This is a genomic window from Caulobacter sp. GW821-FHT10E02, assembly GCF_059415225.1.
Genome location: NZ_JBWKMV010000001.1, coordinates 1,563,280 through 1,579,014 on the forward strand (window position 1 = coordinate 1,563,280; position 15,735 = coordinate 1,579,014).

General features: G+C 68.4%; 10 protein-coding genes. 5 read left to right on the top strand and 5 right to left on the bottom strand.

Annotated elements, in window-relative coordinates:
- Positions 1–27 precede the first annotated feature (27 nt).
- A complete protein-coding gene (locus AC07NI_RS07045; RefSeq protein WP_494617191.1) occupies positions 28–1,044 on the top strand; it encodes a serine hydrolase domain-containing protein in 1,017 nt (338 codons plus the stop codon).
- Here the strand turns inward: AC07NI_RS07045 and AC07NI_RS07050 are convergent.
- The gene (locus AC07NI_RS07050) at positions 1,041–1,667 is read right to left on the bottom strand and encodes a glutathione S-transferase family protein (RefSeq protein WP_494617193.1); all 627 of its coding nucleotides are present in this window, start codon (positions 1,665–1,667) and stop codon (positions 1,041–1,043) included. The genes AC07NI_RS07045 and AC07NI_RS07050 overlap by 4 nt on opposite strands.
- 186 nt (positions 1,668–1,853) lie before the next feature.
- On the opposite strand from AC07NI_RS07050, the gene AC07NI_RS07055 reads away from it, so the two are divergent.
- Positions 1,854–3,074 (top strand): serine hydrolase domain-containing protein, encoded by a 1,221-nt coding sequence (locus AC07NI_RS07055; protein WP_494617194.1) that lies wholly within the window; start codon positions 1,854–1,856, stop codon positions 3,072–3,074.
- A 99-nt stretch (positions 3,075–3,173) separates the two neighbouring features.
- Positions 3,174–4,742 (top strand): AMP-binding protein, encoded by a 1,569-nt coding sequence (locus tag AC07NI_RS07060; protein ID WP_494617196.1) that lies wholly within the window; start codon positions 3,174–3,176, stop codon positions 4,740–4,742.
- Here the strand turns inward: AC07NI_RS07060 and AC07NI_RS07065 are convergent.
- The 3 genes from AC07NI_RS07065 to AC07NI_RS07075 all read right to left on the bottom strand — a co-directional run bounded on the left by AC07NI_RS07065 (position 4,739) and on the right by AC07NI_RS07075 (position 10,614).
- Positions 4,739–6,067 carry an alpha/beta hydrolase gene (locus tag AC07NI_RS07065; RefSeq protein ID WP_494617198.1) on the bottom strand — a complete coding sequence of 443 codons (1,329 nt, stop codon included), beginning with the start codon at positions 6,065–6,067 and terminating at the stop codon, positions 4,739–4,741. The genes AC07NI_RS07060 and AC07NI_RS07065 overlap by 4 nt on opposite strands.
- 82 nt (positions 6,068–6,149) lie before the next feature.
- Positions 6,150–9,215: a TonB-dependent receptor domain-containing protein gene (locus AC07NI_RS07070; protein ID WP_494617200.1), complete on the bottom strand. Its 3,066-nt coding sequence runs from the start codon at positions 9,213–9,215 to the stop codon at positions 6,150–6,152.
- 55 nt (positions 9,216–9,270) lie between these two features.
- Positions 9,271–10,614, bottom strand: a complete 1,344-nt coding sequence (locus AC07NI_RS07075) for a dicarboxylate/amino acid:cation symporter (RefSeq protein ID WP_494617203.1) — start codon at positions 10,612–10,614, stop codon at positions 9,271–9,273.
- Positions 10,615–10,857: 243 nt separating this feature from the next.
- On the opposite strand from AC07NI_RS07075, the gene AC07NI_RS07080 reads away from it, so the two are divergent.
- Both AC07NI_RS07080 and AC07NI_RS07085 read left to right on the top strand, forming a co-directional pair.
- Entirely contained in the window at positions 10,858–12,696 is a 1,839-nt protein-coding gene (locus AC07NI_RS07080; protein ID WP_494617205.1) for a sensor histidine kinase, read from the top strand.
- Complete coding sequence (locus AC07NI_RS07085) at positions 12,696–14,039, top strand: sigma-54-dependent transcriptional regulator (protein ID WP_494617209.1); 1,344 nt, start codon at positions 12,696–12,698, stop codon at positions 14,037–14,039. The genes AC07NI_RS07080 and AC07NI_RS07085 overlap by 1 nt, the downstream gene beginning before the upstream one ends.
- Here the strand turns inward: AC07NI_RS07085 and phoY are convergent.
- The gene (phoY, locus tag AC07NI_RS07090) at positions 14,036–15,709 is read right to left on the bottom strand and encodes an alkaline phosphatase PhoY (protein ID WP_494618307.1); all 1,674 of its coding nucleotides are present in this window, start codon (positions 15,707–15,709) and stop codon (positions 14,036–14,038) included. The genes AC07NI_RS07085 and phoY overlap by 4 nt on opposite strands.
- Positions 15,710–15,735 lie beyond the last annotated feature (26 nt).

Sequence of the window (15,735 nt, forward strand, 5' to 3'; positions counted from 1 at the left end):
AGCCGCATAATCAGAGGGAGGCGGCGGATGCCGTTCGAGATTTCACGCCGGACCGTGTTGGCCGGCGCAGGGTTCCTTGCGGCCTCGCCGGCCCTCGCGACCACGTCCAAGGATCTGCAACCGGTCCTCGACTACGTCGGCAACCAGAACACCACCGGCTTCCTCGTGGTCCAGGACGGCAAGACCCTGGTCGAGAAGAACTGGCCGCTGCCGGCCGACGCCGCCCAGTTCCAGGCCAGCTTCACCTACGGCACGACGGCGGACGGCGCCCTGCTGGAAGACGTCGCCTCGCAGCAGAAGAGCTTCGTCTCGATGCTGATCGCGATCGCCATCGACAAGGGCCTGATCGATGTCGACAAGCCCGTGGCCGACTATATCGGCGCGGGCTGGTCCAAGGCCTCGCCTGAACAGGAAGCCGCGATCCGCGTCATCCACCTGCTGAATATGGCCTCGGGCCTGGACGAGCGGTTCGCCTTCGTCGCCCCGGCGGGGACGCAGTTCTTCTACAACACGCCGGTCTATGCGGTGACCAAGCGGATCGTGGCCACCGCCGCCAAGCTGCCCCTGGAGACCATCACCCACGACTGGCTGACCACGCCGGCCGGCATGAGCAACACCGCCTGGCGCCAGCGCCCGGCCGCCTTCGCCAGCGTCGGCAACGCCACGGGCCTGGTCACCTGCCCGCGCGACGTCGCCAGGTTCGGCCAGATCGTGCTGGACGGCGGCAAGGCGGCCGATGGCAAGCGGATCGTCTCGGAAGCCAGTTTGCACGCCATGTTCGCCCGCTCGGCGACCAATCCCGCCTATGGCCGGCTGTGGTGGCTGAACGGCGGCTCTGAGACCATCCGCGCGGCCGGCCGCGCCACGCCGGGTCCGCTGATCCCCGCCGCGCCAGACGATACGGTCGCTGCGCTCGGCGCGATGGATCGCCGGCTCTATGTCGAGCCAAGCCGCAAGCTGGTCGTGGTCCGCATGGGCCAGGCCGTGGCCGACAAGGACTTCGACCAGCAGCTGTGGCTGCGCCTGTCGAAGGCGCTGGCCTAGGCCGCCTTGGCCTCCTGCGCCGCCTTCGCGGCCAGGAACGCCGGCCTCGCTTCGAGCCGGTCCCAATAGGCCGCGACCTCCGGGCTAAACTTGTGGTCCAGGCCCAGGGTGCGGGCCAGCAGCAGGGCGTAGCCGACGCTGATGTCCGCCGTCGTGAACCGCCCGGCGCAAAGCCATTCGCGGTCGGCCAGGGCGCGGGTCACATGGCGCAGGCGCGACAGGAACCACTGGGCGTAGTCGTCGGCCGCCTGCTTCACCCGGCGCTCCTCGGGTTCCAGCTGGGTGTAGCGCAGCACGATCGTCTGCGGGAACGTCAGGGTCGCCTCGCCCCGGTGCATCCAGTCCAGCCACAGGCCGTAGTCGGGCTCCTCGACACCGACCGCCAAGGGCGTCGGGCCATGGCGCGTGGCCAGGTACTGCGGGATCGCCGCCGACTCAGTCATCCGCGTCTCGCCATCGACCAGCAGCGGGATGGTGCCCAGCGGGTTCTCCGCCAGGTACTCGGGCGCCAGGAAGCGCGGCGGGAACGGCAGCAGGTGGAGCCGATAGGCCAGCCCCATCTCCTCCAGCGTCCACAGGGCCCGGAACGATCGTGCGTCGTGGCAGTGATAGAGTTCGATCATCCCGGTCCCCTCGCCTTTTCGCCCAGATCAGCCGTCCGAAGCGGTGTGAGCAATCTAGTTCTGAAAATTGTACAACAATAATTGAAATCTTGGACGACAAATGTCTTGTGAGCCATCCCAGCCGCCCATAGGATCATGAACAAGAGCCGCCCGGCGAGGCTGGCCCAGGACCAGGGAGGGGCGACAGTGAGATCACCCGAAAAGCACGGCTTCGACAGCGCGCGGCTGAACCGCATCGATGCGTTCGTCAAGGAACAGTACCTCGACACCGGCAAGCTGCCCCACGCCCAGCTCCTGATCAGCCGGGACGGCGAGATCGTCCACTTCAGCAGCCAGGGCGCGGCCCGCGCCGGCTCGGACACGCCGATCGACGAAGGCTCCCTCTTCCGCATCGCCAGCATGACCAAGCCGGTCACCTCGGTGGCCTTCATGATGCTGGTCGAGCAAGGCAAGGTCGCGGTCGACACGCCCGTCAGCCACGTCCTGCCGGAGTTCAAGGACCTCGGCGTCCATGCCGGCGGCGGCGGCGACGCGCCGTTCATGACCAAGCCGACCGCCGAGCCGATGCGCATGCTGGACCTGCTGCGTCACACCTCGGGCCTGACTTACGGCTTCCAGAACCGCACCAATGTCGATGCCGCCTATCGCAAGGGCAAGATCGAGGACTGGCACGACAATCTCGACCTGGACGGCTTCGTCGCCGCCCTAGGCAAGCTGCCGCTGGAGTTCTCGCCGGGCGAGGCCTGGAACTATTCGGTGTCGACCGACGTGCTGGGCGCGGTGATCCAGCGGGTCTCGGGCATGCCCCTGGACCGCTTCTTCGCCGAGAACATCTTCGGCCCACTGAAGATGCACGACACCGGCTTCGTCGTGCCGGCCGACAAGGCCGACCGCCTGACCGACTGCTTCGCCTGGGGCGGTCCGGGCAAGCCGCGCACCATCCTGGACGGAGCCGAGAGCAGCGCCTGGCTGAAGCAACCCAAGCTGCTGTCGGGCGGCGGCGGGCTGGTCTCGACCGCGCTGGACTATCACCGCTTCTGCCAGATGTGCGCCAACGGCGGCGAACTGGACGGCGTGCGCCTGCTGGGTCGCAAGACCCTTGAGCAGATGACCTTGAACCACCTGCCCGGCAAGACGGATCTTTCGTCGATCTCGCGCTCGCTGTTCAGCGAGACCCAGAACGGCGGGGCGGGTTTCGGTCTAGGCTTCGCGGTCACCCAGGACGTTACCCGGGCGATGATCCCCGGCTCGGTCGGCGAATATTATTGGGGCGGGATGTTCTCGACCTCGTTCTTCATCGACCCGGTCGAGCGGCTGCACGTGGTGTTCATGACCCAGCTCAGCCCGTCATGGATCTACCCGATCCGTCGCGAGCTGAAGACCCAGGTCTACGCCGCCCTCACCTGACCCTTTCGGGTTTTCTCGAACACCACAACGGCGGCGCGGCGTGAGCCGGTCACCGCCCGAGGGCGCGCGCCCTCGCCTCTCCAGACTGGATCCCCGCCGATGATCGATGGCGTCATGCAAGACTTCCCGCTGACCCTGGACCGCATCCTCGACCACGCCGCCAAGTGGGCCCGCGACGTCGAGGTCGTCACCGCGCGTGAGCACGGGCCTTCGCAGCGGATCGGCTATGGCGCCCTGCGCGAACGGTCGGTGAAGGTGTCGAGCGTGCTGGCCAGCTCGGGCGTCACGCTCGGTGAGCGCGTGGCGACCCTGGCCTGGAACAGCCAGGCCCATGTCGAGGCCTGGTACGCGATCATGGGCATGGGCGCGGTCTGCCACACGCTCAATCCGCGCCTGACCGCGACCCAGCTGGCCTGGATGATCGGCCAGTCCGGCGCGCGGATCCTCATCGTCAGCGCCGACCTGATGCCGCTGGCGACGCAGATGGCCGCTGAAGCGCCAGGCCTGGAGCGCGTGCTGGTCATCGACGGCGCGGTCGAGGCCAGCGCTCGGATCGAAGCCCTCGATCCTCTGATCGACCAGGCCGACGCGACGGCCCGCTGGGGCGACTTCCCCGAGACCGCGCCGAGCGGCCTGTGCTTCACCTCCGGCTCGACCGGCGCGCCTAAGGGCGTGACCTACACCCATCGCTCCAGCTTCCTGCACACCCTGCGCCTGCTGCAGGCCGATGCCTTGGCGCTGAGCGGCTCAGATGTCGTGCTGCCGGTGGTGCCGATGTTCCACGCCAGCGCCTGGGGCCTGCCGTTCGCCGCTCCCGCCACCGGCGCCAAGCTGGTCCTGCCCGGCCGCCACACCGACGGCGCCAGCCTGGCGCGGCTGATCGAAGCCGAGGGTGTCACGGTCGCGGTCGGCGTGCCGACGCTGTGGCTGGGTCTGTGTGATCACCTGGAAGCCACCGGCCAGACACTGCCGTCGCTGAAGCGGATCACCGTCGGCGGCGCGGCCATGCCGCCGGCCCTGATGGAGCGCCTTGAGCAGCGCCTGGGCGTCGTCGTCCAGACCAGCTGGGGCATGACCGAACTCTCGCCCGTCGGCACCACCGGAGTGCTGAGCGATCCGGTGCGCAACGCCGGCCTCTCCGGCCGCCCGCAGTTGGGTGTCGACCTGATGGTCGCCGACGAGGACGGCAGGCCCTTGCCCGAGCAGCGCGAGACCGAAGGCCGCCTGCACGTGCGCGGCGCGGCGGTGATCGAGCGCTATTTCGGCCAGGAGACCTCGGCCAACGACGCCGACGGCTGGTTCGACACCGGCGACCTCGCTCTGATCGATCGTCAGGGCAATCTGAAGATCACCGCCCGGGCCAAGGACCTGATCAAGTCCGGCGGCGAGTGGATCAATCCCGCCGAGATCGAGGCCCTCGTCTGCGCCCTGCCGCAGGTCGCCCTGGCGGCGGTGATCGGGCGGGTCGATCCCAAATGGGGCGAGCGGCCGCTGCTGATCGTTCAGCTCTGCGAGGAGATCGCCGACGAGACGCTGCTGGGCTGCTTACGTGGCCAAGTGGCCTCATGGTGGATTCCCGACGCCGTGGTCCGCGCCCCGGCCATCCCGCTGGCCGCGACCGGCAAGATCGACAAGATCCGACTGCGCGCGACCTATAGCGGCGCCTAGAGGCCGGGCTTCTTGCGCGGATAGCTGCGGGTCGACAGCGCCGGGACCTTGTAGTCGACCTGGAAGTGGCAGGCCTCGCCATAGGTCTTCACCGCCTCGGCGCAGCCGGCGGCCAGGGTCGCGGGACTGGGCTTGGTCCCCTGCTCGATCCAGGCCGTCATGGCGCGCAGGAGGGCCGCGTATTCGGGCGTGGCGAGCTTGGAGTGCTCGTGCTCGTCGGTGAACGACTGGACCAGCAGATCGCTCTTGCCGGCCTTGGCGACGGTGTCGTGCAGCACCTGCTCCAGCTCGACGAAGGCCGTCGGGTCGTCGATGGCGTGCATGGTCAGGGTCGGGACCAGGAGCTGGCCGGTCAGGTCGCTGTCGTCGGCCAGCTTGCGCACGCCCTCCGGATCGGCGGCGAACCGAACCACTTCCTTGTTCAGCGCCTTGTCGTCGTCCGAGCCCGTATAGACCACGCCGACGTTGGTGAAGGGGTTCTTCCCGTCCAGCCGCTTGTTGACCATGTCGGCGAAGGTGAAGGTCGCCCAGCCCAGGTGGCTGCCCAGGGTGCGCTCGGGAATCCTGGTCACCGCCAGGATGTTGGCCAGGTTGCGCTTCTGCTGGGCGGTGCGCTGGCCTGCCGGCAGGTCGACGCCGGTGCAGGCGTTGACGCGCTCATCGAGTTCCTTGTTGGTCAGCTTCGAGCCGACCGGCTGGCCCTGCCACAGCGGATACTGAGTCTCGCCCGCCGCCGGGTGGTTGCCGCAATAGTACTGGTAGACGGCCCGCAGGTCGGCGCGGAAGTCGTAGGCGCGCGTGCCGCCCGAGACCACGCCGCTGGTCAGGATGACGCCGTCATAGATCGGCTTGCCGTCGGCGTCCTTGCCGTAGAGCTCGGCGGTCTTGGCCGCGACATTGCCGCCATAGGACTGGCCGTGGAGGATGGTGCGCTTGGGACGACCGAATTGATCCCAGAAGAGCTTGCGCAGATTGTCGCTGTCCTCGGCGGCGCTGCGCGTGCCGTAGCCTTCGCGACGATAGTTCGAACCGGCCCAGGCATAGCCCTCGGCGACGGTGACGGCGAAGCGCTGCAGGTCCTCGATCGCGTCGTCGGGCTTGGGCTTCTTCAGCCGCGGCCCGCCGTGGGTGTGCAGGACGAGGGTCCCGTTCCAAGCCTTTGGAATGGCGATCCAATAGTAGGCGCCGTTCGAGTCTTGGCCGGCCAGGCACTTGGTCTCGGCCGGCAGGCCCTCGGGACAGGTCTTCGCGGCGGGCGCCTCCGCATGAGCGGCCGTGGCGGCCAGGGTCAGGCCGAAAGCCATAACGGCGGAGGACAGCTTCATCACCGGCGGAAACCTCGTCACGCGAACAGAAAAGGAAGCCGGCCGCTCCAAGGCAAGCCTGGAGCGGCCGGGGAGTTCAGCCTTAGAACGACTTGCTGACGCTCATGTACCAGTAGCGAGCATAGGGGTTGTAGAGCGAACCGATGAAGCCGGCCGACGACAGCGGCGGATCCTTGTCGAACAGGTTCCGGGCGCCGACGCGGATGCGGGTGTCATTGGCCCAGCCCTTCTGCGCGAAGCGATACTGACCATAGAGGTTGACCGTGGTCAGCGGCTCGACACGCCAGGGCTCGCCCGTGGTCGACAGCAGGTCGGTGTCCAGCACCGCGCCGGTGTAGATCACCGAGGCGCCGATCTGGACCGGGCCGCCGCGCCACGTGGCCGTGCTGCTCCACTTCCACTTCGGCTTGCCGTTGCGCTTCAGCAGGTCGCCCGGATCGGTCAGCGGCGTGGCCGGGTTGATCGTGCCCTTGGCGCGGGCGGCGAACAGGTCGGCGATCGGCGGGGCCAGTTCCTGCGAGAACTTGTCCATGTAGGTGCCGTCGATATTGGCGCTGAAGCGACCGAGGTTGTCGGTGCGCAGGGTCCAATTCAGGCCGAAGTCGATGCCGCTGACGGTCTGGGGCTGCAAGTTCTTGAACTGGTCGCGGATCTCCGTGATCTGGCCGACCGGCGTCAGGCCAGTGCCGTTGAAGAAGGCGATGTCGTCCACCGTCGGAGCGGCGCGGATGACGTTGGCGTTGGTCGTGCCCGTCAGACGGAACAGGTAGTCCTGAATGGCCGCGTTGGTCGAACCCAGGGTGCCGACGATGCCTTGCTGCTTGATCTGCCAGCGATCGACCGTGACCGTGAAGCGGCCGAATTGCTCGGGGATGAAGGTCGGTTGCAGAACGACGCCCACCGAGTAGCTCTCGCTCGTCTCGGCCTTCAGGTCCGGGTTGCCGGCGGTCGTGAAGCGGATGCCCACGCCGCGCGTACAGGCCGAGAAGGTCGAGATGCGGCCGGCGCGGAGGTCGGCCTCACAGCGGTAGTAGTCAGTGACGGTGTTGGTCCGCGAATAGGCGAACGGGTTGGTCGTCTCCAGGTTCGGGGCGCGGAAGCCCTTCTGCCAGGAGCCGCGGAAGCGGACGCCGTCGACCACGTCCCAGGCAAAGGCGATCTTCGGCTTCGCGACCGAGCCGAAGTCGCTGTAGTGCTCGTAGCGGCCGGCCAGTTGCAGATCGATGCGGCGCACCAGCGGGATGTTCATCTCCGGCGAGATCAGCGGCACGGCCAGTTCGGCGAAGGCCGAGCCGACGTTGCGCGAGCCCTTGGTGCTGGGCGTGTCATTGACGCCCGTGACGTTGCTGTTCGACGTCGCGCCGGTCACCGGGTCGGTGAAGGGCGTGCGGCCGTCCAGTTGCGGGTCGCGGCGGTCCTGCTGGGTCTCGTGGCGGAACTCGACGCCAGCGGCGACGCCGACATCGCCCGACCAGATGGTCAGCAGGTCCGGCTTGGAGACCTTGAAGTCGGCCAGGGTCAGGGTGGTGGTCGAGTGGCGCTTCAGGCGGAAGCGGATCGAGTCCAGCGCGGCCTTGGAGCTGGGCGTGCAGTCACGACCGCCCGTGCCGTCAAGGCAGCCGCCGTTGAACGGGTTGTAGGCGTCGGGGGTCGACAGGGCCAGCGAGGCGGCCAGCTTCTTGCTGTCGATGCCGTCGCTTTCGTCCTTGGCGTCAGCCTTGGAGTACAGCAGCGCGGAGTCGAAGTTCCAGCCCCACTTCTCGCCCTTCACGCCGCCCAGGAAGCGGGTCTGGTAGTTCTCGACCTCGACCTTGCTCGGGCCCAGATCGTTGAAGCGGTAGTTGGTGAAGGTCACCGGCAGGCCGGCGGCCGGCACGTTGGTCAGGCCAGGCAGACGGTTCGGGTTGGCCTGGCCGTTGGCGAAGGTCACCGGACCGAAGGGGTTCCAGTAGTTGCTGGCCGGCACGCCGATCGCTACCAGGCTGGTGCCCTGGGTGGTCAGGCCTTCCGACGTGGCGTGGTAGAAGCCCAGTTCGCCATAGGCCGTCAGATTGTCGCTGATGTCGTAGTGGCCGTTCAGGAAGATGTTCTGGCGCTCGATCTCCGGCTGGACCGTCGTCGCGTCGTTCTGCACGGCGTTGTAGCGATAGGCGTTGGCGGTGCTGCCGGTCGCGAGGTTGCCGGTGCCCAGGCACAGGCCGTTGCCGATCTGGGTGGCGCAGCCGGTGATGGTGTTGGGCTGCACGTGGGTCGCGCCGGCCGCCGTGGTCAGGGCCGTCGTGCCCTGGCGGATGATCCCCGGGCCGCCGAACACCGTGAAGTTGGCGAACGAGTTCTGGTTGCCGCGGTTATCCGGCGTGGCGCTGGCGGCGTACTCCGGATAGCCGGCGAACAGCGAGCGCAGGTCCTGGGTCGCGGTATAGGGCCGGTCGCTGGGACGCTGGGCCGTGCGCCAGGTGAAGTTGCCGTTCAGCGAGATGTTGCCCCGGCCTTCGGCGAAGTTGCGGCCGGCGAAGATGTTGCTGGTGTATTCCTTGCGGTGCGTGCCCTCGGCCCAGCCGTACTGGGCGTCGACGGTCAGGCCGTCGAAGTCGCTCTGCAGCACGGTGTTGACCACGCCGGCCACCGCGTCCGCGCCGTAGATGGCGGCGGCGCCGTCGCGCAGCACTTCCAGGCGCTCCAGGTTCGAGGTCGGGATGGCGTTGGCGTTGTAGCCCAGGAGCGGCACGGTGCCCGACGACTGGCTGGTCGGGTGCGACACCAGGCGGCGGCCGTTCAGCAGCACCAGGGTGTTGCCGACGCCCAGGCTGCGCAGGTTGATCGAGTTGACGTCGCCGCGCGTCGAGTTGCTGGTCTGGGCCGCGTTGCTGGGGTTGATGAAGACATCGCCCATGGCCGGGATCGAGCGGAACAGGTCATCGCCCGAGACCGCGCCGGTGGCGGCGATCTGGTTGTTGTCCAGCACGGTGACCGGCAGGGCGGCCGTGGTCTTGGCGCCCTTGATCTGGCTGCCGACCACGACGATCTCTTCGACCTTGGTGTCGGCGGCCGCTTCCTGGGCGGCGGCGCCGGTGGCGATCAGCAGGCTGGCCAGGGCTGCGCCTTGGACGAGGCGGCGGCGATAGCCGCGGAGGGTTTGGTGCGTCACGTTTAGCTCCCCAAGTTTCTTGTTCTAGGCAGGCTTTGGTTAAGTCCGGCGCCCCTTACGGACGCGCGGGGTCCGGGATGGGACGGCCAGCGGCCGGCGGGTGTTTCTTCGGATTGAGCGCCGACTTGAAGGCGGCGACGTCCAGGCCCTTCTCCCAGCGCGAGACGACGATCGCCGCCACCGCGTTGCCGGTGAAGTTGGTCAGGGCCCGGCACTCGGACATGAAGCGGTCGACGCCCAGGATCAGGGCCATGCCGGCCACCGGGACCGAGGGCACGACTGACAGGGTGGCGGCCAGGGTGATGAAGCCCGCGCCGGTCACGCCCGCCGCGCCCTTGGAGCTCAGCATGGCCACGCCCAGCAGCAGCGCCTGCTGCTCCCACGACAGGTGCACGCCGGTGGCCTGGGCGATGAACAGCGCCGCCAGGGTCATGTAGATGTTGGTGCCGTCCAGATTGAACGAGTAGCCCAGCGGGACCACCAGGCCGACGACCGACTTCGGGCAACCGGCCTTTTCCAGCTTCTCGATCAGGCTGGGCAGGGCCGCCTCAGACGAACTGGTGCCGAGGACGAGCAGCAACTCGGCCTTCAGGTAGCGGATCAGGCTGAAGATCGAGAAGCCGTTGGCGATGCCGACCGCGCCCAGCACCACGATCACGAACAGCGCCGAGGTCAGGTAGAACGTGCCGACCAGCAGGGCCAGGTTCGCCACCGAGTGGATGCCGTACTTGCCGATCGTGAAGGCGAAGGCCCCGAAGGCGCCGATCGGGGCGGCCTTCATCACGATGTGCACGAACTTGAAGAAGGCCTGGGCAACCAGTTCCAGGAAATCGACCACCGGCTTGGCCGGCTCGCCGACCAAGGTCAGCGACAGGCCAAACAGGATCGAGATCAGCAGCACCTGCAGGATCTCGCCGTCAGCGAAAGCGCCGACCACGGTGTCCGGGATGATGTGCATCAGGAAGCCGATGATGCTCTGGTCGTGCGCCTTGGCGGCGTATTCGGCGACCTTGTCGGTCTTCAGGGTGGCGGGATCGATGTTCATGCCCGCGCCCGGCTGGACGACGTTGGCGACGATCAGGCCGACGATCAGGGCCAGGGTCGAGAAGACCAGGAAGTAGAGCAGCGCTTTGATCGCCACGCGGCCGACCTTCTCCAGGTCGCGCATGCCGGCGATGCCGGTCACCACGGTCAGGAAGATCACCGGGGCGATGACCATCTTCACAAGCTTGATGAAGGCGTCGCCCAGCGGCTTCAGCGACTGGCCGATCTCCGGATAGTAGTGGCCGATGGCTCCGCCCAGCGCGATGGCGAGCAGAACCTGGAAATAGAGGTGCTGGAAAAACGGCTTAGGGCGTTCAGCAGGCTGCGCGGGCGCGGCCGATGGGATCGTCTTCACTGTCGCCTCTCGGACTGGCCTGTCGGCCACGTTTCCACCCCGCGCCCCTTTGCCAGGACGCCTGGATAGACGATCCTTTCAGGGGGAAGTTCGCGCAAGCAACCTGAAGAAAAGCCACAACACCTTGGTTCGATTGAATTTTTCATTTTCGCGAGCGGTACCACCCGCCACGCTGCTTGCGAAAATCCCCACACCAAATCCGGCATTTGTGCGAAAATCCGCACAAACTCTGGAAATCCGCCCATGACGACCCTGCGGCCGCCGAATCTCGCCGACCCGATCGTCCGCCGCTGGGCGGCCTATATCGTGGTGAGCGCGATCATCCTGGCTGCGGTCGTGGGCTTCGCCGGCGCGGTGGCCGAACGTCGCGCCGAAGCCGACCTGTCGCGCCAGGCTCAGACCTCGGCTGCGCTGCACGCGGCGGTGTTGCGCAGCGAACTGGCCAAGCACCGCTCCCTGCCCTTCGTGCTGGCCCAGGACCCGGACGTGGCCGAGACCCTGCGCTCGGCCAATCCGGCCGGCATCGACGCCCTGAACCGCAAGCTGGAGACCCTGAGCGGCGGCACCCGCGCGGCGGTGATCTATGTGCTGAACGCCAAGGGCATGACCATCGCCGCCAGCAATTGGCGCGAGCCGACCAGCTTCGTGGGCTCCGACTACAGCTTCCGGCCGTATTTCAAGGAGGCCAGCGCCAACGGCGTCGCCGAACTCTTCGCGCTGGGCACGGTCAGCCGCCGCCCCGGCCTCTTCATGTCCCGCCGCGTCGAAGGGCGCGAGGGCATGCTGGGCGTGGTGGTGGTGAAGGTCGAGTTCGAGTCGCTGGAGGCCGAGTGGTCCGAGGCCGAACCCGCCTTCGTCGCCGATCCGCGCGGCGTTATCCTGGTGACATCGATCCCGGCCTGGCGGTTCTCGACCCTGGGCCGCCTGCCCCGCGCCGAGCAGGACCAGCTGCGCACCGAGCACCGCTTCGGCGACGCGCCGTTCTCGGTGCTGAAAGCCAATCCCACCCCGGTCCATGGCCGCCCGCCGATCCTGACCAGCGCCACGACGCCGGACGGCCCCGCGCGTTTCATGGCCGCCAGCGCCGACCTGGGCGTGGCCGGCTGGACGATCTTCACCTTCACGCCCGTGGGCGAAACCCTGCGGGCCGCCGTCGCCGGGGCCCGCGCCATCGCCCTGCTGGTCGGTCTGATCGTCTGCGGTATCACCTTCACCCTGCTGCGCTGGCGCGGCCAAGCCAGCATCCGCGCCGCCCGCCAGGAGGCTGCAAGGCTAGAACTGGAGACCCGCGTCGCCGAGCGCACGACCGAGCTGCGCGAGACCAACCAGCGCCTGGTCGTCGAGATCGAGGAGCGCCGCCGCGCCGAGGCCCACGTCCACCTGATGCAGGACGAGCTGGTGCAGTCGAACAAGCTGGCCACCCTGGGCCAGATCGCCGCCGGCGTGGCCCACGAGATCAACCAGCCCGTGGCCGCCATCCGCGCCTATGCCGACAACGCCGCCGCCTTCCTGGACCGCGCCGACGAGAAGACCGCCAAGGCCAATCTGGGCCTGATCGCCGGCCTGACCGAGCGCATCGGCCTGATCACCGACGAGCTGCGCGCCTTCGCCCGCAAGTCCAGCGCCCCGGCCGCCCCCGTGGTCGTGCGCGAGGCCATCGACGGCGCCCTGCTGCTGGTCGGCCCGCGCGTGCGCCAGCAGCATGTCCGCATCGTCCGCGGCGAGGCCGACGAGGAGGCCGCCAAGGTGATGGCCGAGCGCTTCCGGCTGGAGCAGGTGCTGGTCAACCTGTTGCAGAACGCCCTGGAAGCCCTTGAAGACACGGCCGATCCGGAAATCCGCGTCCAGGTCGTCGTCAAGCGCTCGCAGGTGCGGATCGTGGTCGCCGACAACGGTCCCGGCGTCGCGCCCGAGGCGGCCAAGAGCCTGTTCACGCCGTTCGCCACCACCAAGCCGCGCGGCCTGGGCCTAGGCCTGGTGATCAGCCGCGACATCGTCGCCGAGTTCCGCGGCGAGCTTTCCCTGGAGCCCGCCCCTGGCGGCGCCCGCTTTGTCATGTCCCTCCCCAAGGCGCGTACCTGATGCTTGCTTCCGTCAACCAAGTGGCCTTCATCGACGACGACGACGTGCTGCGCGACGCCAACGTCCAGACCCTGCAACTGGCCGGGTTCGAGGTCATGGCTTTCGCCGCAGCCGAGGAGGCGCTGGCCGCCCTGCCCGCCGGCTTCCCGGGCGTGGTGGTCAGCGACATCCGCATGCCAGGCTTGGACGGCCGCCAGCTGTTCCGCCGCCTCAAGGCCCAGGACGAGGACCTGCCCGTCATCCTGATCACCGGCCACGCCGACGTCACCGAGGCGGTCGAGGCCATGCACGACGGCGTCTACGACTTCGTGGCCAAGCCCTACGCCCCCGACCGCCTGGTCAGCAGCGTCCGCCGGGCGATGGAGAAGCGCCGGCTAGTGCTGGAGAACCGGTCCTTGCGCACCCTGGCCGTCGAGGCCCAGAGCGACTGGCCGCTGATCGGCCAGACGGCGGTGATGGAGCGCCTGCGCGCCACCTTGCGCCAACTGGCTTCGGCTGATGTCGACGTTTTGCTGGAGGGCGAGACCGGGGTCGGCAAGGAGCTGGCCGCGCGAGCCCTGCACGCCTGGGGCCGCCGCCGCGACCGCGAGTTCGTCGCCGTCGACTGCGCCGCCCTGCCCGCCGGCGCCCTGGACAGCGAGCTGTTCGGTCACGAACTGGGCGCGTTCAGCGGCGCGGTGCGCCAGCGCGCCGGCCGCATCCAGCAGGCCGATCGCGGCACGCTGTTCCTCGACGAGATCGAGACCCTGGCCCCCGAGGCGCAAGGCAAGTTCCTGCGGGTGCTGGAGGAGCGCGAGGTCACACCGATGGGCTCCAACCGCCCACAGACCCTGGACCTGCGCGTGGTGGCCGCCGCCAAGTCGGACCTGTCGGACGCCGTCGCCGCCGGGACCTTCCGCGAGGACCTGTTCCATCGCCTGGACGTCGTGCGCATCCGCATCCCGCCGCTGCGCGAACGCCGCGAGGACGTGCCGCTGTTATTCGCCCACTTCCTGGCCCGCGCCTGCGAGCGGCTGGAGGGCGAGCCGCCCAAGATCGACGACAAGATCCGCTGGCGGCTCTACAACCACAACTGGCCCGGCAATGTCCGCGAGCTGAGCCACTACGCCCAGCGGGTGGCGCTAGGCCTGACCGACCAGCGCGCCGACGTCCAAGTCGAACTCCCGCCGCTGCCCGCGCGGGTGGCGACGTACGAGGCTCACCTGATCGAGGAGGCCCTTACCGCCGGCGAAGGCGACGTCCGCCGGGCGCTGGAGGTCCTGCGCATCCCGCGCAAGACCTTCTACGACAAGATCGAGCGCCACGGCATCGACCTCGCGCGGCACCGCCAGAGGTCGCGCTAGCAGCCTTTGCCGTACACCAGCGGCCGGCAGATGCCGTCGATGTCGGTCGGCGGCTTGATGCCCGTGACGGCGGCGATGGTCGGCGCGATATCGACCGTGTCGAGCGGCAACACCCGCTCGTGCGGCGTCGCGCCCTTCCACCAGAACAGGATCGGCACGCGGCGGTCGTAGTCCCACGGGCTGCCGTGGGTCGAGACATAGGTCGGCCCCGGCGTCGAAGGCACGCGGTGGGGCTTGAACGCCACGAGGATGTCGCCGACCCGGCCCGGATAGGCGCTGCGCCGCACGCGCTCGGCCACCGACAGCTCCTCGATGGCGGCGTCGGCCGGCGCCGGGGCCATGGTCAGGATGGCGTTGGAGTCGAAGGCCTCGGCCACTGCCGGGTCACGGTTGATCAGCACCAATGCCGCGGCGGTGATGCGGGCGCGATCCGTGATCGAAGGCGTCTTGCGCTCGGCGTTGACGACGTAGATCTGGTCGATGCCGCCGTCGGCGACCAGCGGATCCCAATCGAGGTTCAGGTCCTTGCGCAGCTGGGCGTTCAGGCCGGCGATCCACGGCCTGCCGATCACACGCTCGCTGTCATAGCCCTCGTCATGCAGGCGCTCGGCGAAGTCGGCCCCGCCATGGTCGGCGGCCAGCACCACAAGGACGCCGCCCTTGACCTTGTCCAGGCTCTTGAGGAACGCGCCCAGGCGGTCGTCGAGACGGGCGATCTGGTCGCACATCTCCGGACCGCGCGTGCCCCAGCGGTGGCCGATGAAGTCGGTGGCCGACAGGCTGACGGTCAGCACGTCGACCTGCGGGCCATCGCCCAGCGCATAGGTCTCACGCAGGGTCTGGGCCAGTTCCAGGGTCACCTGGTCGGTATAGGGGCTGGCATAGAGGTCGCGCTGCTTGTCCGCCTCGCTGGTCGCCGCCGCGATCGGCAGGGCAGCGCGCCACTTGCGGCCGCCGGTCTCGTAGTCAGCCTCCAGGGCGCGGCAGCGCTTCTCCGAGCCGCCGATCAGCGACTTGTCGTAGTCCCAGACGTAGGGGTGCTTCTTCAGGTCGGCCGCCATCTTGGCGTTGAAGGCCGCGACGGGCTTCAGCCGCTCTTCCGCTGTCTGGCCCTGGCCGACCCAGGTCGTGAAGCCAAAGCCCGGCTGGTACCAGAACTGGCCGTCGGCCTGGTGGCCTGACATGGTGATCGCCCCGCGATCCTTGCCCGAGACGCCGAACACCCGGCTCTTGGGCGAGACGGCCTTCAGCCAGTCGCCATAGGTGGTGGCGATCAGGTTAGCCGGCGACACGGCCCGCCCCTTGGGATCGTCGGCCGGCGTCGCGCTGGGATCGGCCAGGCAATAGACCGTCTTGCCGGTCGAGAGGTCGTACCAGTCGTTGGCGCTGATGCCGGTCTTGTTGGGATGCTTGCCCGTCAGCAGGGTCGAGTGGCCCGGGCACGTCTCGGTGAAAGCGTGCGACTGGTAGCCGTTCGGATAGACGATGCCGCTGCTCAGCGTCTTCAGCCCGCCGGTGAACTCCGATCGGTGCTGAGCGTAGAGATTGGCGCTGAACTGGTCGATCGAGATGACCACGACCAGCTTCGGATCCGGCTTGGCGGAGATCGTGGAGGCCTGGGTGGCAAAGCCCATCGACACGGCGGCGGTCGCGAGAGCGCAGGCAAGCATCTTGTTCATGGGCAGCGATCTCGCGC